The 17839-nt window shown below is 60.5% G+C and carries 15 protein-coding genes and 1 tRNA gene; 6 read left to right on the plus strand and 10 right to left on the minus strand.

Features of this window, described 5'->3' with window-relative positions:
* Nucleotides 1-33: 33 nt before the first annotated feature.
* Together RM533_RS02010 and RM533_RS02015 are read left to right on the plus strand one after the other, a co-directional pair.
* A complete protein-coding gene (locus RM533_RS02010; protein ID WP_311339511.1) occupies nt 34-693 on the plus strand; it encodes a hypothetical protein in 660 nt (219 codons plus the stop codon).
* Nucleotides 694-725: 32 nt separating this feature from the next.
* A complete protein-coding gene (locus tag RM533_RS02015) occupies nt 726-1199 on the plus strand; it encodes an EF-hand domain-containing protein (protein ID WP_311339512.1) in 474 nt (157 codons plus the stop codon).
* Between the two features lie 12 nt (nt 1200-1211).
* Here the strand turns inward: RM533_RS02015 and trmFO are convergent, their stop codons facing one another.
* Nucleotides 1212-2570, minus strand: a complete 1359-nt coding sequence (gene trmFO / locus RM533_RS02020; RefSeq protein WP_311339513.1) for a methylenetetrahydrofolate--tRNA-(uracil(54)-C(5))-methyltransferase (FADH(2)-oxidizing) TrmFO — start codon at nt 2568-2570, stop codon at nt 1212-1214.
* 40 nt (nt 2571-2610) lie between these two features.
* Entirely contained in the window at nt 2611-5376 is a 2766-nt protein-coding gene (gene gyrA / locus RM533_RS02025) for a DNA gyrase subunit A (RefSeq protein WP_311339514.1), read from the minus strand.
* A 342-nt stretch (nt 5377-5718) separates the two neighbouring features.
* Here gyrA and RM533_RS02030 point away from each other — a divergent pair, with 342 nt between their 5' ends.
* Nucleotides 5719-7080, plus strand: coding sequence for a tetratricopeptide repeat protein (locus tag RM533_RS02030; protein WP_311339515.1), 1362 nt, complete (start codon nt 5719-5721; stop codon nt 7078-7080).
* A 69-nt stretch (nt 7081-7149) separates the two neighbouring features.
* Here RM533_RS02030 and RM533_RS02035 read toward each other — a convergent pair whose 3' ends face one another.
* Nucleotides 7150-7887: an NYN domain-containing protein gene (locus RM533_RS02035; RefSeq protein ID WP_311339516.1), complete on the minus strand. Its 738-nt coding sequence runs from the start codon at nt 7885-7887 to the stop codon at nt 7150-7152.
* Between the two features lie 50 nt (nt 7888-7937).
* Nucleotides 7938-9164, minus strand: a complete 1227-nt coding sequence (tyrS, locus tag RM533_RS02040; protein WP_311339517.1) for a tyrosine--tRNA ligase — start codon at nt 9162-9164, stop codon at nt 7938-7940.
* A gap of 99 nt (nt 9165-9263) precedes the next feature.
* Between tyrS and RM533_RS02045 the strand changes: the two genes are divergently transcribed.
* Nucleotides 9264-9860: a DOMON-like domain-containing protein gene (locus RM533_RS02045; RefSeq protein WP_311339518.1), complete on the plus strand. Its 597-nt coding sequence runs from the start codon at nt 9264-9266 to the stop codon at nt 9858-9860.
* A gap of 3 nt (nt 9861-9863) precedes the next feature.
* Nucleotides 9864-11069 (plus strand): exo-beta-N-acetylmuramidase NamZ family protein, encoded by a 1206-nt coding sequence (locus tag RM533_RS02050; protein WP_311339519.1) that lies wholly within the window; start codon nt 9864-9866, stop codon nt 11067-11069.
* Between the two features lie 12 nt (nt 11070-11081).
* Here the strand turns inward: RM533_RS02050 and RM533_RS02055 are convergent, their stop codons facing one another.
* Both RM533_RS02055 and RM533_RS02060 read right to left on the minus strand, forming a co-directional pair.
* On the minus strand, nt 11082-12263 hold the full coding sequence (locus RM533_RS02055; RefSeq protein ID WP_311339520.1) for a vWA domain-containing protein: 1182 nt from the start codon (nt 12261-12263) through the stop codon (nt 11082-11084).
* A gap of 9 nt (nt 12264-12272) precedes the next feature.
* Nucleotides 12273-13121, minus strand: a complete 849-nt coding sequence (locus RM533_RS02060) for an AAA family ATPase (RefSeq protein ID WP_311339696.1) — start codon at nt 13119-13121, stop codon at nt 12273-12275.
* A gap of 326 nt (nt 13122-13447) precedes the next feature.
* On the opposite strand from RM533_RS02060, the gene RM533_RS02065 reads away from it, so the two are divergent.
* Complete coding sequence (locus RM533_RS02065) at nt 13448-13963, plus strand: hypothetical protein (protein WP_311339713.1); 516 nt, start codon at nt 13448-13450, stop codon at nt 13961-13963.
* Between the two features lie 228 nt (nt 13964-14191).
* Here the strand turns inward: RM533_RS02065 and RM533_RS02070 are convergent.
* From RM533_RS02070 to RM533_RS02085, 4 genes are all read right to left on the minus strand, one after another.
* Nucleotides 14192-14267, minus strand: a tRNA-Thr gene (locus RM533_RS02070).
* A gap of 18 nt (nt 14268-14285) precedes the next feature.
* The gene (locus RM533_RS02075; protein ID WP_311339521.1) at nt 14286-15173 is read right to left on the minus strand and encodes a hypothetical protein; all 888 of its coding nucleotides are present in this window, start codon (nt 15171-15173) and stop codon (nt 14286-14288) included.
* On the minus strand, nt 15170-16495 hold the full coding sequence (locus tag RM533_RS02080) for a replication-associated recombination protein A (RefSeq protein WP_311339522.1): 1326 nt from the start codon (nt 16493-16495) through the stop codon (nt 15170-15172). Before RM533_RS02080 ends, RM533_RS02075 begins: the two co-directional genes overlap by 4 nt.
* Before the next feature lie 79 nt (nt 16496-16574).
* Complete coding sequence (locus RM533_RS02085) at nt 16575-17723, minus strand: glycosyltransferase family 4 protein (protein ID WP_311339523.1); 1149 nt, start codon at nt 17721-17723, stop codon at nt 16575-16577.
* Nucleotides 17724-17839: the final 116 nt, after the last annotated feature.

Here is a 17839-nt window from a genome sequence, read left to right on the forward strand (position 1 = left end):
GGTGCGGCACAAGCAGATTGCACTGACCTGCGGATGAGCGATGAAGCGGCATGGTACGAAACGCTGCGTGCGTCGCTGAGCCCGATGCAGCGGCTGGCGTTGGCCTATGCCCCCGCCCGCGTGCAGGCATCCTGGTGTGCTTTGCTGGCGCTGGATCGGCGGCTTGCCCAGACTGTCGGCCGCAATAGGGAGCCAGGGCTTACGCAGTTGCGGCTGTCATGGTGGCGCGACATGTTTGCAAAACCTGTGGCGCAGTGGCCACATGGGGAGCCTTTGCTGACCGCGCTAACCGGATGGCCGGCGCAACTGGCGGCGCTTGGCGCATTGGTCGATGGGTGGGAACACATGATCGGTCCAGCGCCTATTCCGCAAGGGGCTTTGTCGCTGTTTGTCGACGGGCGCGTCGCGGCCATGTCGGCGTTGTCGCATAGGATCGATGGCGGTGACGTGACTGCGCTGGCGAGGCGCTGGGCGCTTGCCGACCTTGGCTGTCACGTAAGCGATGTGCTGGAACGAGAACAAATTTCGTCCATGCTCGCTGCAAGTGCACGGCCCCGACAGCCGACCGGCCGTGCCATGCGGCCGCTGGCGGTGCTGAACACGCTATGCGAACGCGCATTTGCTGCCAATCGACCGATCGGCGGCGCTGGCGATCTTGCCAGCGCTATGCGCGTGGGGCTATTCGGCCGCTAAGGCGAAAGCTTCAGCCTGGGGGGATGACAAGAATGAACAGGGTGCTGCTTGGCGCATTGGGGGCGTTGATGCTGGTCGCGATCGGTGTTTTCTGGTGGCAGGGGCGCGCCATTGAGGCACCCGGCGCGCCGCCGCCGGACGTTAGCGAGCAGCCGCCAATTTTGCGCGATGCGCCCACTGTTCTGCCCTCTGCTGATGCAAGCACGATGACAGGACCGAAATTACCCGAAGCGGTTGAAATGACCAAGGAGCAGAAGCGATTTGCCCGCTATGACCGCAACAATGACAGCATAATTACCCGCAACGAAATGCTTGCCACCCGGGTGAATGCGTTTCGCAAGCTCGACGTGGATGGCAACAATCTCCTGACTTTCGAAGAGTGGGCGGTCAGCACCGTCAAGAAGTTCGAAGGTGCCGACGGTGATCGCAACGGACGGCTTAGCCCCGGTGAATTTGCTACGACCCGGCCCAAGCCCCGCGCGCCTGCCACGCGCTGCGCCTGCTGACCTAAGCAGCTTTTACGCCGCTGCTGAACCCGGCAGTTCGCCGTGCCAGCGCAGGAAATCCTGCTTGGCGCGGGTGGTATAGGCAAGTTTGCGTTCCTTTTTTCGGACCTTGCCTTCGGGAGCTGGAAAAAGCCCGAAATTGATGTTCATGGGCTGATAATTGGCGGCATCGGCATCGCCGGTGATGTGGCGCAGCAGGGCCCCCATTGCGGTCGTAGCGGGCGGCGCTTGCCAGGACATCCCTGCATGTTCGCAGGCAGTCATCATGCCCGCCGCCAGACCGATCGCCGCGCTTTCCACGTAGCCCTCGCAACCAGTGATCTGCCCGGCGAAGCGGATGTGCGGCGCGCTTTTAAGGCGCAGTTGCCGGTCAAGCAGGGTTGGAGCGTTGAGAAAAGTGTTGCGATGCAACCCGCCCAACCTGGCAAATTCTGCGTTTTCAAGTCCGGGTATGGTGCGGAACAGTTCTGTCTGCGCGCTCCATACAAGCTTGGTCTGAAAGCCCACCATGTTCCACAAGGTGCCCAGACGATTGTCCTGCCGTAATTGCACCACCGCATAAGGCCAGCGCCCGGTCCGCGGATCGTCAAGTCCGACAGGCTTCATCGGGCCATAGCGCAAGGTGTCGATGCCTCGTGCGGCCATGACCTCGATCGGCATGCACCCTTCAAAGTAGGGTGTGTCCGTTTCCCACTGCTTGAACTCGGTTTTCTTGCCGTCAACCAAGGCCTGGTGGAAGGTGCGATATTCCGCTTCGTTCAGGGGACAATTGATGTAGTCGCCGTTCTGCCCCTCGCTTTGCGGACCGGACGCCTTGTTCCAGCGGGATTGCACCCACGCAATTTCCATATCGATCGAATGTCGGTGAACGATGGGCGCGATGGCGTCGAAGAAGGCAAGGCTGTCCATGCCTGTCCGGCTGCCAATGTGATCTGCAAGCGCGGCAGAAGTCAGCGGACCTGTCGCTACGATCGTGTGACCGGAGGAGGGCAGCACCTCGACATGTTCGCGCACGATGGTGATATTGCCGTGGCTTTCGAGCGCGCTTTGCACCGCGGCGGAGAAGATATCGCGATCGACAGCAAGCGCGGAACCTGCCGGAACCCGTGCCTCTTGCGCTGCCTGCATGACCAGCGATCCGCACTGCCGCATTTCATGATGAAGCAACCCGACAGCATTGGAAGTGTCATCGTCGGACCGGAAGGAATTGGAGCAAACCATTTCCGCCAGACCGTTGGTATTATGAGCAGGCGTGCCATACCCTGCGCCGCGCATTTCTGACAGCCGGACGGTAAGCCCGCGCTGCGCCAGCTGCCATGCAGCCTCACTGCCCGCAAGACCGCCGCCGATGACATGCACGTCATGGCTCATCGTGCGCACCTTCTTTTGTGGAACGACAGGCCTGCATCGACTACACGTCCGTCGGTGGGGGATCGTCACGATCCTGCGTCGTGTAAGGCTGCGTATCCGGTGTGTCGCGGCCCAGCATTTCCTCTACGATGGCTTCTTCTGCGGCATTTTCAGGCGCGGCTTCCTCATCGACCCGGGCGACCGAAACGACGTGCTCGTTCTTGCCGACGTTGAACAGGCGGACCCCGGCGCTGTTGCGGCCGATCACACGCAATGTCTGCAGGCCGATCCGGATGAGCTTGGCCTGATCTGTAACCAGCATCAGCTGATCCGACTTTACCGTAGCAAAGCTGGCGACGACCGGGCCATTGCGCTCGATGTTGTCGATGTTCGTGATGCCTTGCCCGCCACGGCCGGCGCGCCGGTATTCATAGGCGGAGGACAGTTTGCCATAGCCATTGGCGCATACGGTCAGGATGAACTGTTCCGCCTCCGCCATCGCGGCATGTTCAGGCAAAAGTTCGACAGGTTCATCGCCGTTCTTCCATGGTGCCACCCGCAGATAGGCATCCCGCTCATCAGGCGTTGCGCTGCCGCCCTCGAGGATCGACAGCGAAACAACCTCGTCTCCGGTCTTCAGGCGCATGCCGCGGACGCCGGTGGAGGTCCGGCTCTGGAACTCGCGTACGTCCTCTCCGTCAAAGCGAATGGCCTTGCCAAGCTTGGTGGCCAGCAGGACATCATCGCCATTTTCGAGCAGCGCAACGCCGATCAGCCGGTCATTGCTCAGATCATCGAAACGCATGGCAAACTTGCCGTTCGACGGAATATTCGCGAACGCATCCATCGAATTGCGACGCACGCTGCCCTGCGCGGTGGCGAACACCACATTGAGCGCACCCCAGCCCGCCTCATTCTCCGGCAAGGGCAGCACGGTTGCGATCGTCTCATCAGCACCAAGTGATGGCAGGAGATTGACGATCGGCCGCCCGCGTGTGGTCGGGCCGCCCTCGGGCAGTTTCCAGACTTTCAGCCGGTAAACCTTGCCTGACGTTGAAAAGAACAGCACGGGATTGTGCGTGCTGGTGACGAACATCTCCGAAATGGCGTCTGCGTCCTTGGTCGCCATGCCGGCGCGGCCCTTGCCGCCGCGATGCTGCGCGCGGAAGGTGGAGAGCGGCGTCCGCTTGATATAGCCGTCCATAGTGACAGTGACGACCATCTCGTCCCGCTCGATGAGGTCTTCGTCCTCCAGCCCGTCCCAGGCAGGGGCGATGGTGGACAGGCGCGGCGTTGCATAGCCATCGCGCACGATTTGCAGTTCCGCTGTCATCACGGCATACAGCCGCGCCCGGTCGCCGAGTATGCCCAGATATTCGGCAATTGCAGCGGCCAGCTTTTCAAGCTCGCTGCCAATCTCGTCGCGACCGATCGCTGTCAGGCGATGCAGGCGCAGATCGAGAATGGCGCGCACCTGTGTTTCCGACAGGCGGTAGGTTGCATCCGCATTGTCATGATCGTCATTCTCGATCGCTTCGACAAGCCGCAGATATTGCGCGATCTCGCCAATCGGCCAGTCGCGTTGCAGCAGGGTTTCGCGCGCAATGACCGGCGTTGCCGATCCGCGGATGATGCGCACCACCTCGTCAAGATTGGTGACCGCGATCACCAGACCAAGCAGGATGTGGGCCCGTTCACGCGCCTTGTTGAGCTCGAACTTGGTGCGGCGGGTAATGACCTCTTCGCGAAAGCGAATGAAGGCGCTGAGAAAATCGCGCAGGGTGAGGACCACCGGTCGCCCGCCGCTGATGGCCAGCATGTTGGCGGGAAAACTCGACTGCGCAGGCGAATGCCGCCAGATCTGGTTCAGCACGACTTCGGGTGTTGCATCGCGCTTCAGGTCGACAACGACGCGCATGCCTTCGCGGTTGGATTCGTCGCGGATGTCGGACACGCCTTCGATCCGCTTGTCCTTGGCCGCTTCGGCGATCTTTTCAACGAGGCTGTTCTTGCCCACCTGATAGGGGATGGACGTGAGTACGATCGATTGCCGGTCGCCGCGTCCGGTCTCTATTTCATGGCGGCAACGCATCAGGACGGAACCGCGTCCTTCGCGGTATGCAGCGCGGGCGCCGCTCTGGCCAAGTATGAGCGGAGCGGTCGGAAAATCGGGGCCGGGAATGATCTCGAACAATTCATCGACGGTAATCGCAGGATTGGCGATCATCGCGAGGCAGCCGTCGATCACTTCGCCAAGGTTGTGAGGCGGGATGTTGGTGGCCATGCCGACCGCGATGCCACCGGCGCCATTCACCAGCAGATTGGGATAGCGCGCGGGCAGGACCACAGGCTCGCTTTCGCTGCCATCATAATTGTCCGCAAAATCGACCGTATCCTTGTCGATATCGCTCAGCAATTGTTCCGCAACGCGGGCAAGCCGCGCTTCGGTGTAGCGCATCGCCGCCGGCGGATCGGGATCCATCGAGCCGAAGTTGCCTTGGCCATCGACCAGCGGCAGCCGCATGGACCAGTCCTGCGTCATCCGGGCGAGCGCATCGTAAATCGCGCTGTCGCCGTGGGGGTGGTACTTACCCATCACATCGCCGACGATGCGGCTCGACTTGCGGTATGGCCGTCCGGCGACGTAGCCTGCTTCCTGGCAGCTGTAGAGAATGCGGCGGTGCACCGGCTTCAACCCGTCACGAACGTCCGGCAGCGCGCGAGAGACGATCACGCTCATGGCGTAATCAAGGTAGCTCGACTTCATCTCATCGACGATGTCGATCGGCTGGATGTCAGGGCCGCTTGCCGGGGCGGTTTCGCTCATGTCGTTCACGCCAGAAGGCTTTCTTTCGAAGGTAGGAAATCGGAAGGGGAGGATCGTGCGCCCGCACCCTAGGCAAAAGCCATCCCGATTTCCAGCACTGACTAAGAGCAGGACCGCCATGGTCAGCAGGCAGCATAGCGCCAGCCATTTTCATTCAAAGCATGTTCAGCCGGCCGCCGGTAGTTTCGTGCAGCTATTCAAGCGTCCGACACGGTTGTCTTTTCGTGGGAACGACGGCATCGGGTTCGGGTTGGTTGCAAAACGCCGTCATCCTGACTGTGTCTCATGGCAGGGCGGGACGGAGCGGTTATCGGGATTATACCCGCAGGTGGAGGAATGTTTATGAACAGATCGATTTCACGGCTCGCGCTGGCGCTGGCGCTCACGGCAGGCGTTGCCGGCATCGGCGCGTCACCTGTCATTGCGCAGGAAGTGAAGATCTCGAAGGGATTCCGCGATACTGCGGTGGCACTGCAGCAGGCGGTGAAGGAAGCAGAAGCCAATCCGACCGTCACTGCCGCTGTCGAGCGGGCAAAGCAGGCGCGCAACGCCGTGACACAGGCACGGGACGATGCAGCGCGCAGCCAGGCAGAAGCCCAGCTCACCGCAGCGCGCAACGAGATCGACCAGGCGATGGGCGGTATGCGTAGCAAGCTGGACAGTGCCATGCAGGCCGCCACCAGTGCCGATGATCGCTATTTTGCCGGTCAGATGGCGCTGAGCACCGGTCAGATGATGTCGGATCCTGCGTTGCAGAAGCGTGGCATCGACGCAATGCTGGCCAGCCAGAAGGTTGCGCCGGAAAGCGTGGCACAGTTCCAGTATTATTCCGGTGCGCTTGCCTATGATGCGCGCGACTATGCCGGTGCGCAGGCTGGTCTCCAGAAGGCTATCGATGCCGGATACAACCAGAACGATGTGCAGCAACTGCTTTCCGAAACCTATTTCGCCAATGGCCAATATGCACAGGGCCTGCAACAGCTTGAAAAGGCGATCGAAGCTCGCAAGGCAGCAGGCGGCGAGGTTCCGGCCGCATGGACGTTCCGGGGGCTTGGCATTGCAGCCAACAACGGCCTTAATGATCAGGCTTACGACTGGGCGATGAAGGTGCTGGAAAGCCCGGCTTCTGCCGAACAGCGCACGCAGGCTTACCGGGTGGTGGCATCGCTCTCGCAGTTCACCGACGAGGAAGAACTTGACTTGCTGCGCCTGATGCAGCGCGATAATGCCTTGTCCGACCGTCAGCAATACATGGCGTATGTCTACCAGGCCGATGCAAGAAGGCGCCCGGCCGAGGTTCAGACGGTCATCAACAGCGGTGTGTCATCCGGAATGCTTGATCGCAACGACGCTTCCATTGCCGACGCATTGCAGCAGGCAAATACCCGGCGTGACCCGGTGCTCAAGGAACTGGCAACAGACGCGGTTGCTGCGCGCAGCCAGTCTTCCGGCAGCGAAGCACTTGGTATCGCCGATATCTATCTGGGCTATGACAAGTCACAGGAAGCTGCCGAGCTTTACCGTCTTGCGATTGAAAAGGGCGGAGTGGATCGCGACCGGGCTTTGACGGGTCTGGGTATCGCGCTTGCCGACCAAGGCATGGTGACAGAAGCAAAGGACACCTTTGCCCAGATCAAGACTGGCAATCGTTCCAATCTTGCACGCGCGTGGATGGCGTATCTTGATTCAAAGGCGACCAGCTGACGAGAAATATGCGGATCGAAAAGGCGGCTCTTCACGGGCCGCCTTTTTGCATCGCAGTTCCGAAGCTCTTTATCGCAGGCGTTTGACGAACGGCTGTCCGCTGCGCATCACGACGTCGAACCGGTCGATTGCGCGGATGAGGTCGATCAGTCTTTTGAAGCCATGATTGCGCACGTCGAAGCTGGACCGGTTGCCGGCGATCTGGCCTACTTCGCTGAGATTTGCATAGCCATCATCGTCACGCCGTGCCGCCTTCCATGACTTGCCCAGAAGATCGACGAGGTCGTCACTGATTGCCGGTGTCGATGGTGCTTTTTGCCGCCCTTGTGCCTTGCCCGTGGCGCTGGTTTCCTCGGCATCACCGGCGATGAGCGCATCGATGTCGATGAAGCGGGTACAGGCGGTCTTGAACGCGTCCGATGTCCGGTCTGCACTGCCGAAGCCATAGACGATAAGCCCGTCCTGCCGCAGCCGGGTGGCAAGGGGGGTGAAATCGCTGTCCGAACTCATGATCCCGAAGCCGTCGACCTTGCCTTGGTAAAGAAGGTCGATGGCATCGATGGTCATCGCCATGTCGGTCGCGTTCTTGCCCTTGGTTAAATCGAACTGCTGCTGGGGGCGGATGCCGTACTGGTTGGTGATCTCACTCCATCGCGACAGGTTCGACTTTGCCCAATTGCCATAGGCGCGCCGGATGTTCACTTGCCCCAGTTCGGCCAGTACGGTCAGGACGGGATCGATACCGGCAGGGCTGGTGTTGTCGGCATCGATCAGCAGGGCAATATTGTTCAAAAGATCTTCAGGCATAGCGCGCCTGTGCTTTGCCACGCCTCCAAATGCAAGACTATCCCTGTCGGCTACTCCGCCCGCAAGATGCCGTGCCGCTTTTTGCCTGCCGAGATGCGCAGGTCGCTGCCAGGGGCAGAGATATGCATGGCTGCATCGGTGACAGGTTGATCGTCCAGCCGTGCTCCGCCGCCTGCGATCAGCCGGCGTGCCTCGCCTTTCGATTGCGCAAAGCCGATGCCCAGCAGCGCATCGACGATCGACAGCCCTTGTTCTGAAACGGCAAGCACGGGCAGATCGGCGCCGACCCCGCCGCCTGCGAACGTTGCCTGAGCGGTCGCCTCGGCTGCTGCTGCTGCATCCGCACCCCGGCACAACGCAGTGACTTCATTGGCAAGCCGGATCTTTGCTTCATTGATGCGCGCACCGTCCAGCGTTTCCAGCGTGCGAATTTCCTCAAGCGGCAGATCGGTGAACAGCCGCAGGAACCGGCCAATGTCGCGATCGTCGCAATTGCGCCAATATTGCCAGAAATCATAAGCGGGCAGCATGTCTTCGTTCAGCCAGACCGCGCCATTCATGCTCTTGCCCATCTTTGCGCCATCGGCAGTGGTAAGAAGGGGAGTTGTCAGGCCGAATACCTCGCGCCCGTCAACACGTCGGGTCAATTCGATGCCGTTCACGATGTTGCCCCATTGATCGGACCCGCCCATCTGTAGTCGGCAATCGTAGCGGCGTGATAATTCGCGAAAATCATACGCCTGGAGGATCATGTAGTTGAATTCCAGGAAGCTCAGCGATTGTTCGCGGTCCAGCCGCAGTTTGACCGAATCAAAGCCGAGCATTCGGTTGACCGAAAAATGCTGTCCGATGTCGCGCAGGAACGGGATATATTCCAGGCGGTCCAGCCATTCGGCATTGTCCACCATGACGGCATCGGTCGGTCCGTCGCCGAAGGTCAGCAACCGGGCGAAGACGCGCCGGATCGAAGCGACATTTGCCGCAATGGTGTCATCCGTCATCATCGAGCGTGCTTCGTCCTTGAAGCTTGGATCGCCGACCTTGCCCGTGCCGCCGCCCATCACCACGATGGGTTTGTGTCCGGCTTGCTGCAACCGGCGTAGCATCATTATCTGCACCAAGCTGCCCACGTGCAGCGATGGTGCGGTCGGATCAAAACCGATATAACCTGGCACGATCCGTTCGGCGGCAAGCGCATCGAGTGCTTCGGCGTTGGTGGCCTGGTGAATATAGCCGCGCTCGTCCAGCACGCGCATCAATCGGGAGGTGTAAGTCATGGGTCCGTCCGGCAAGTTTGTGTCTGGGGCAATCATGGCGCGATTGCCGTTGGCAGGAGCCGTTACCATGCGGCGCAGGTCAGGAGTAGAGGCAAGACGATGATGATGCGCAGCGATGTTCCGGCGCTCATGCCGCTGGTTCCGCATCCAGCAAACGCATCGGGCGATTACCGGGTGGACGTGGGGCTGGGGTTTGGCGACGATGGCCGGTGGCAACTGACATACGCGGTGGCGGGCGCGATCGGGGAGCTGGTGCTGCCGATGAGCAAAGGCGGCGGCGGGGGCAGGAACGGTGGCGGGGCGACACCGCTACGACGCGATGGTCTGTGGCAGGCAAGCTGTTTTGAACTGTTCGTGCGGACAGGTGCGCGCGGATATCATGAATGGAACTTCGCGCCCCACGGCGATTTTGCGCTTTATGCCTTTGATGATTACCGCACGCCGGTGACGCCGCCGCCCCCAACCGTCCCGCCGGTCATCATTGCCGATGCACCCGATCCGGACCGGTCATTCACGTGCCGGGTCTCGGTAGACGTTGCACCCTTTGCAGGCGACGGCGTGCTGTCCGTCGGCATCAGCGCGGTGATGGAGCGGGCGGATGGCGGGCGCGATTACTGGGCGCTTGCCCATCCGCCCGGGCCACCCGATTTCCACGCGCCCGCTTGCTTTGCCGCGACGATCTTGCCACCAGCGTGAGCCATGAACACCGGTATCGACCGCCTGCTTGCCGAACCCGACCTGCGCCGCACATTGCATGGACGCCGTGTGTCGCTTGTCGCGCATCCCGCATCCGTAACGCGGGATCTGACCCACACGCTCGATGCGCTGGCGCAATGCGACGGGATCGAGCTTGCCTCCGCCTTTGGGCCGCAGCATGGATTGAAAGGCGACAAGCAGGACAACATGGTGGAGACCTGCGACGAGCTCGACCCGCTTTACCAGATCCCCATATTCAGCCTCTATGGCGAGGTGCGCCGCCCAACGGATGCGATGATGGACACCGCCGATGTGTTCCTGTTTGATCTTCAGGATCTGGGCTGCCGCATTTACACTTTCGTGACGACGCTGCTCTACTTGCTGGAGGCAGCGGCGCACCATGGCAAGGAAGTGTGGGTGCTGGACCGGCCCAATCCTGCCGGCCGTCCGATCGAGGGCACGCTGCTGCTGCCGGGGCAGGAAAGCTTCGTCGGGGCAGGGCCGATGCCGATGCGGCACGGCCTGACGTTGGGAGAAATGGGGCATTGGTTCATCGCCAGATACAGGCTGAACGTTGCCTATCGTGTGATCCAGATGACCGGATGGCGGCCCGATGATGCGCCGGGTTATGGCTGGCCGCAGGACCGGGTGTGGATCAACCCCAGTCCCAATGCCGCCAACATTAACATGGCGCGCGCCTATGCCGGCACCGTGATGCTGGAAGGCACGACGCTGAGCGAAGGCAGGGGAACCACTCGTCCGCTCGAACTGCTGTTCGCCGCGCCTGATATCGATGCGCGGGCGGTGCTTGATGCGATGCAGACGATCGCGCCGCATTGGATGCAGGGCTGTGCCTTGCGCGAATGCTGGATCGAACCGACGTTCCACAAGCACGCCGGGCAATTGTGCAACGGGCTGATGATCCACGCGGAGGCGTCGTTCTACGACCATGCCGCGTTTCGGCCCTGGCGGTTGCAGGCGCTGGCGCTGAAGGCGATCCTTGCGCTGCATCCCGACTACCCGATCTGGCGCGACTTTGCCTATGAGTATGAATTCGACCGGCTGGCGATCGATGTCATCAATGGCGGGCCGGCCCTGCGCGACTGGGTCGATGATGCCGCCGCCGGTCCGGACAATCTGGACACGCTCGCGTGTGCCGATGAACAGGCGTGGCGCGAGGAGACGGAACCGCTGCTGCTTTATCGCTGAACCTCACGCGGGTCAGCCATGCTTGCGGCTCAACTCGCGCATCGCCTCCTCCAGCCCGTTCAAGGTCAGCGGATACATCCGGTCATTGAAGATCGAGCGGATCATGCGGTTGGATTGGGAGTAATCCCACACGCGCTGCGGTTCGGGGTTGAGCCACACGGCGGCGGGATAGGTGCTCACCACCCGGTTCAGCCAGACGCCGCCCGCCTCCTCGTTCATGTGTTCCACTGAACCGCCCGGATGCGCGATCTCGTAAGGGCTCATCGCCGCGTCACCGACGAACACGATCTTGTAATCATGACCATAGCGGTGCAGCACGTCCCATGTCGGCGTGCGTTCGGCCCAGCGGCGGCGGTTTTCCTGCCATACGCCTTCATACAGGCAGTTGTGGAAATAAAAGAACTCAAGGTTCTTGAACTCGGCGTTGGCGGCGCTGAACAATTCCTCCACAGCTTTGATATGCGGGTCCATCGATCCGCCAACGTCCAGAAACAGCAGCAGCTTGACCGCATTGTGCCGTTCAGGCCGCATCTTTATGTCGAGCCAGCCCTGCCGCGCGGTGCCGGCGATCGTCGCGTCGAGGTCAAGCTCGTCGGCTGCGCCTTCGCGTGCGAAGCGGCGCAGACGGCGCAGCGCCATCTTGATGTTGCGCGTGCCAAGATCACGGCCCGCATCCAGATCGGCAAATTCGCGCTTTTCCCACACCTTGATGGCGCGCTTGTGCCGACTTTCCCCGCCGATCCGCACGCCTTCGGGGTTGTAACCTGAATTGCCGAAGGGGGAGGTGCCGCCAGTGCCGATCCATTTGTTGCCGCCCTGGTGCCGGCCCTCCTGCTCCTCCAGCCGCTTCTTCAGCGTATCCATGATCTCGTCCCAGCTGCCGAGCGCCTTGATCTTTTCCATCTCCTCGGGATCGAGGTATTTTTCCGCCACCGCCTTCAGCCAGTCTTCGGGAATTGCGACCGGCTGCTGATCATCTTCGGCAAAGACGCCCCGGAACACTTTCTGGAACACCTGATCGAACCGGTCGAGCAGGGTTTCATCCTTCACGAAAGTGGCGCGCGACAGATAGTAGAACGCCTCGGGCGTATGGGCGATCACCTCCCGGTCCAGCGCTTCCAGCAGGACCAGATGCTCCTTCAGGCTGGCCGGAATACCCGCCGCCCGCAGTTCATCTAGAAAGTCGAGCAGCATGACGGCCGCTCAGCGTTCCCGTCGCGCCATGAAGGCGAGCCGTTCGAACATCATGACGTCCTGCTCATTCTTGAGCAGCGCGCCATGCAGCGGCGGGATGGCCTTGGTCGGGTCGCGGTCCTGCAATACCTCGAGCGGCATGTCCTCTGCCAAGAGCAGCTTCAGCCAGTCGAGCAGCTCGGACGTGCTCGGTTTCTTCTTCAATCCCGGCACATCGCGGATGGTGTAGAACATCTCCATCGCCTTGGCGACGAGGCGTTTCTGGATGCCGGGAAAATGCACTTTGATGATCGCTTCCATCGTGTCGCGGTCGGGAAACTTGATGTAATGGAAGAAACACCGGCGCAGGAACGCGTCGGGCAGTTCCTTTTCATTGTTGGAGGTGATGACGACAATGGGCCGCTCGGCCGCCGTCACCCGCTCCCCCGTTTCGTAAACGTCGAAGCTCATCCGGTCGAGTTCCTGCAACAGATCGTTGGGAAATTCGATGTCGGCCTTGTCGATTTCGTCGATCAGCAGCACGGGCAGTTCGGGCGCGGTGAACGCCTCCCACAATTTGCCCCGGCGGATGTAGTTGGAAATGTCATGCACGCGTTCGTCGCCAAGCTGCCCGTCACGCAGGCGGGCAACCGCGTCATATTCGTACAATCCCTGCTGCGCCTTGGTCGTGGATTTGACGTTCCATTCGATAAGCGGCGCGCCGGTCGCCTTGGAAATTTCATGCGCCAGCACGGTCTTGCCTGTGCCAGGCTCCCCCTTCACCAGCAGCGGCCGGCGCAGGGTCACGGCTGCATTCACCGCCACTTTCAGATCGTCAGTGGCGACATAATTGCTGGTGCCTTCGAAACGATTGGTCATGACCAGAGGAGTTCTTTCGCTGCGGCTATAATTCACGCCATCGCTAACGCCGGCGCACGCGTGTGGCAATAAGGCAGGGTGCAACGGCAGGCAAATGGCCTACTTGGTTTGTTCGGTTTCAAGAGCATTGATCTTTGGCGCAAGCTGGACATCCGCAAGACTCCTAGTGTTTTGCATGTTGATGTGATTCAGCATCGAGCGAGTAAATTACGCTGATACACCTGTCGAACATATTTTCGTTTTTCTTTTTAAGCATCTGCGCAATAAGATCAATGTTATTATACGCTTCAGAATGATCTTTAATCAATGTATAAAAAGGTTTAGTTGTGAATAAATCCGATTATCTGTTCCTTAGCTCTAAATGTGCAGATGAAGCTGTTGAACAGATAATCAAAGAGATGAACACAATTCGCAGGAGATATTCACGCCCATCTATCAAGATTCCTGCACTCTTGACATTAGCCGTCATTCATCTAGGCAACGGACTGCAGCTTTTGAATAAGCTGGGTAAAAGAGTAAATGAAAAAGGTCTATTCATCCAAACAGTTGGAAAAGAGGGAGACCTGACATCGCTGATTATAGAAGCACGTAATGCGGCATGTCACATAAATTCAAGAAACTGGGAGAATAAGTCAGGAGGGTATCTTGCATGGACCTCGCTTGGACCGGGCATGAAAGGTGTGGAAGCATTCGGTCATGCGAATGCTACGTCGGATGATTGGATGTTCCTAATCGGGAGCATGGGGTTATATTTGCACGAGAACTTGGGATTTGCAGCAGATACGTTAAGAAAACATGCCAAATGTTTGCAGCAACAGCAGACGCTGGACCTCGGAAATTGAAGACGTGCAAAGCACACACTTCCATGCCGCCGTTTTTCACCTTCAGCCTGTACGTCACCGGGCTTAACCCATGCTTGCGGCAGAGCTCCGCCGTCGGCAGTCCCTTGCCGCCAAAGCCAGAAGGTCTGCATGTAAAGCTGGTCAAAGGCAAGCGGGGGTGCGTGCAACATCAGCGACCGTTCGCCACGCCGGGCAGCAGCCCTGAACCCATTTGCATCCCGAAACATATGGTGCCGGCTACAGGATTCGAACCCGTGGCCCCCTGATTACAAATCAGGTGCTCTACCAACTGAGCTAAGCCGGCGTCCGCTGCTCCTTTGCGTCAGCGCACGCCAAAGGTCCAGCCCTCTGTTGCGGCAATTTTTTCCGTGAGCGCAGGCGGATGCCACAGCGTCTCGTCATGTGCCACCGTGCGCAGCCATGCAGCGGTAATGAGGGCATCTGCGCTGTGGTCGTCGATCGCGCCTCGCTGCCCGATCTGCCTGCTGCCCAGCGTTGCCAGTGCATGGTCCAGCATGTCGCCGTCGGTAATCTTGCTGCGCGCGGCGGTGCGGCCGGCAGCAATGGCAGCCAGCGCTGTGTAGATCTCGGTGATCACTGGTCCTGATGATGGCAACGGGTCGACGGGCCATACCGCTGCACATCCTTGCAGTCGGTGCAGGACGCGCATGCCCGTCAGGCTGGCCTTGCCGACCTGTGCAGCGCCCACAAGGTTGAAGTTGGAGTAAGGCTTGCACCCCTGCCTTTCCTGCCAAAGCTCGGTGAGGCGCAGGCGTCCGCGCAGATGGTGTGCTCCCGCCAGGTGGAACCGGTTGCCTTCGCGGCCACCATGCCGGCGAAAATAGGCGCTGAGTGCAGGGTGATCGACCACGCCATCAGCGCCAAGATGGAGATCGCCTGCGCATAGATCATCCACCAATGCCCACAATCTGCGGCAATCGGGTGGGCTGTCCGGCCATCCGGGGAAATAAGCGCCTGCATCGACGAACGGCAATGCAATGCCAAGGTCAAGCCCCACCAGCGTGTCGTCGGCAAGATCGGAGCGCAGCATCGCGAGGACATCGGCACGCGACCATCCACTCTCTCGCTTCAGCAGAACGGGGGCGCCGCCGTCCAGCCGGCATGACGCAATTGCGATGCCCTTGTGCCGTTCACCGCGCGCGCCAGACCAGTCAATCGCGATGAACTGTCCGAAGCGCGCAGCTGTCATGCGCCCTCGGCTGTCGAACGTCTGCGGTTCCACCAGTCCATGCGCTCTTTCACCTGCCGCTCGAAACCGCGCGCGACCGGGCGGTAGAACTGCTGCGGCTCCATCTCCTGCGGCCAGTAATCCGCGCCCGAAAAACCGTCGGCAGTGTCATGATCGTAGGCGTAGCCCGCGCCGTAACCAGCTTCCTTCATCAGCCTTGTGGCTGCGTTGAGGATGTGGGCCGGCGGCGCAAGCGAGCCTGTCTGCCTGGCACTGCGCCAGGCATGGCTCTGCGCCATGTAGGCTGCATTCGATTTTGGCGCCGTGGCACAGTAAAGGCATGCCTGCACAATGGCGAGTTCGCCTTCGGGACTGCCAAGAAAATCATAGGCTTGTCTTGCCGCGAGGCATTGCACCAGCGCCTGCGGATCGGCAAGACCGATGTCTTCCGATGCAAAACGAACAAGCCTGCGCAGCACGAACAGCGGCTCTTCTCCTGCGGTCAGCATACGCGCAAGATAGTAGAGCGACGCCTGCGGATCGGACCCGCGCAAGGATTTCGTCAGAGCCGAAATAAGGTTGTAATGTCCGTCGCGATCCTTGTCGTAAACTGCGACGCGCCGCTGCAGGAACCTGCCCAACGCAGCCGGATCGAGCGGCGCATCCAGATCTGCAGCATACAGGGTCTCGATCTGGTTGAGAAAAAACCTGCCATCACCATCGGCAGAGGCGATCAGCGCGGCACGGGCGTCCTGATCCAGCGGCAGCGGCCTGCCTGTAACCTGCTCTGCCCGTGTTGCAAGATGCGCAAGATCTGCATCGTCCAGCCGCTTCAGGATCAGCACCTGTGCCCGCGACAACAGGGCGGCATTGAGTGCAAAGCTGGGATTTTCAGTCGTCGCGCCGACCAGCGTTACTGTGCCGCGTTCGACAAACGGCAGAAAGCCATCCTGTTGGGCGCGGTTGAAGCGGTGGATTTCGTCAACGAACAGCAAGGTGCGCTGTCCTGCCGCCTGCGCACGTTCCGCATCGGCAAAGGCCTTCTTGAGATCGGCAACACCGGAAAAGACCGCACTGATCGCTACGAACCGCATCTGCACCGCAGCAGCCAGCAAGCGGGCGATGCTGGTCTTGCCGGTGCCGGGTGGCCCCCACAGGATCATGGAGGTGAGGCGCCCTGCTGCCACCATGCGGCCGATCGGGCCAGACGAGCCTACCAGATGGTCCTGTCCAACAATCTGGGAAAGCTGCTCGGGGCGCAGGCGGTCGGCAAGCGGCGCGTCGGCACTGTCGGAGACAGGCTGAGGGTGCATCGGTGCGTCGTCGGCAAACAGGTCGGTCATGATGGCAGCAGTTTAGGGATCATGCCGGCTTTTGCGAGTCCGGCCCGCTGCTTGGCCCAGGCATGCGCATTGCAGATGGTCAGTCTTGCCGCTCGCGAAGCAGTCGCGCATAGGCACCGGTGACAGCGCTGTTGACACTGTCCCAATCATAATCGGAAGCCAGCCGTTCTCCTGCAGTGCCATGGCGGCGGGCAAGGGCAGGGTCCAGCAGATAGCCGCTCAGCGCCTCGACGAAGCCGGCGCAGTTCTGGGGCGCCACCAGCATGCCGGTCACCTGGTGTTTGACCAGATTGCTGCTGCCTGTAGCTGCCGCAGCGACGACCGGCACTGCGCAGGCCATTGCTTCCAACGTGACGTTGCCAAAGGTTTCGGTGACCGAAGGGTTGAAGAACACATCCATGGAGGCTACCGCCCGGCCAAGCTCGGCACCGGTTTGATGGCCTGTGAAAATCGCCTCGGGAACATGTGCTGCAAACCAGTCGCGGCCGGGTCCCTCGCCAATGACCATCACCCGATGGGCGACGCCACGCTCGAGCAGTTGCGCGACGCTGGCAGCAAAAACGTCCAGCCCCTTTTCCATGACCAGACGGCCAAGAAAGCCCACCACCCGTTCATTGTCTGCAATGCCCATGGACCGGCGCCAGGCCAAATCGCGCCTGTCTGCATTGAAGATCGTGTGATCAACGCCGCGGGTCCAGAGCGACACATCCTCGTTCATGCCCTGCTCCTGGAGCAGCGACACCATTGACGGCGATGGCGCAACCAGAGCATCGCAGCGGTTATAGAACCGGCGCAATCCACGCAGCATCAGTGGCTCCAGCATCTGCATGCCATAATATCGCGGATAGGTTTCGAACCGCGTATGCACCGAGGCGAGCACCGGAATGCCGCGCTGCCGTGCCCAGGTGACCGCCCGATGGCCAAGAAGGTCCGGGCTCGACACATGCACGATATGCGGAGCAAATCGCCCAAGATCGCGTCGTGCCGCAAAGGCCAGTGCAACCGGCATTCGATATTCGCTGCGTCCCGGAATAGGCACAGCGGGAACGCCAACCAGCGGGCCTGTTGGTGCAAAGGCCGGCTGGTCCACGACAGGGGAATAGGTGCGCACACCCATACCTTGCCGCATCAGATAACCAACCAGCCGGTTCAACGCCTGATTGGCCCCATCGCGGACATAATTGTAATTGCCGCTGAACAAGGCGACGCGAAGGCCATCGACTGACATGATGCGCCCTTAGCCGCCGCTGCCCGCTTTGGCGAGCACTAGGCGCATGCTGTTTGTGCAGACCGCAAGGTGCGACATGCCGATTGCGATGCAGGGTGCGGCATACACATGCCGCA

The sequence above is a fragment of the Croceicoccus esteveae genome (assembly GCF_031846435.1).
In the GTDB taxonomy this organism is placed as follows: Bacteria; Pseudomonadota; Alphaproteobacteria; order Sphingomonadales; family Sphingomonadaceae; genus Croceicoccus; species Croceicoccus esteveae.

Coding starts and splice junctions, on each gene's coding strand:
- RM533_RS02010 (WP_311339511.1), top strand. CDS start 34: ATGAGCGATGAAGCGGCATGGTACGAAACGCTGCGTGCGTCGCTGAGC.
- RM533_RS02015 (WP_311339512.1), top strand. CDS start 726: ATGAACAGGGTGCTGCTTGGCGCATTGGGGGCGTTGATGCTGGTCGCG.
- trmFO (WP_311339513.1), bottom strand. CDS start 2,570: ATGAGCCATGACGTGCATGTCATCGGCGGCGGTCTTGCGGGCAGTGAG.
- gyrA (WP_311339514.1), bottom strand. CDS start 5,376: ATGAGCGAAACCGCCCCGGCAAGCGGCCCTGACATCCAGCCGATCGAC.
- RM533_RS02030 (WP_311339515.1), top strand. CDS start 5,719: ATGAACAGATCGATTTCACGGCTCGCGCTGGCGCTGGCGCTCACGGCA.
- RM533_RS02035 (WP_311339516.1), bottom strand. CDS start 7,887: ATGCCTGAAGATCTTTTGAACAATATTGCCCTGCTGATCGATGCCGAC.
- tyrS (WP_311339517.1), bottom strand. CDS start 9,164: ATGACTTACACCTCCCGATTGATGCGCGTGCTGGACGAGCGCGGCTAT.
- RM533_RS02045 (WP_311339518.1), top strand. CDS start 9,264: ATGATGATGCGCAGCGATGTTCCGGCGCTCATGCCGCTGGTTCCGCAT.
- RM533_RS02050 (WP_311339519.1), top strand. CDS start 9,864: ATGAACACCGGTATCGACCGCCTGCTTGCCGAACCCGACCTGCGCCGC.
- RM533_RS02055 (WP_311339520.1), bottom strand. CDS start 12,263: ATGCTGCTCGACTTTCTAGATGAACTGCGGGCGGCGGGTATTCCGGCC.
- RM533_RS02060 (WP_311339696.1), bottom strand. CDS start 13,121: ATGACCAATCGTTTCGAAGGCACCAGCAATTATGTCGCCACTGACGAT.
- RM533_RS02075 (WP_311339521.1), bottom strand. CDS start 15,173: ATGACAGCTGCGCGCTTCGGACAGTTCATCGCGATTGACTGGTCTGGC.
- RM533_RS02080 (WP_311339522.1), bottom strand. CDS start 16,495: ATGACCGACCTGTTTGCCGACGACGCACCGATGCACCCTCAGCCTGTC.
- RM533_RS02085 (WP_311339523.1), bottom strand. CDS start 17,723: ATGTCAGTCGATGGCCTTCGCGTCGCCTTGTTCAGCGGCAATTACAAT.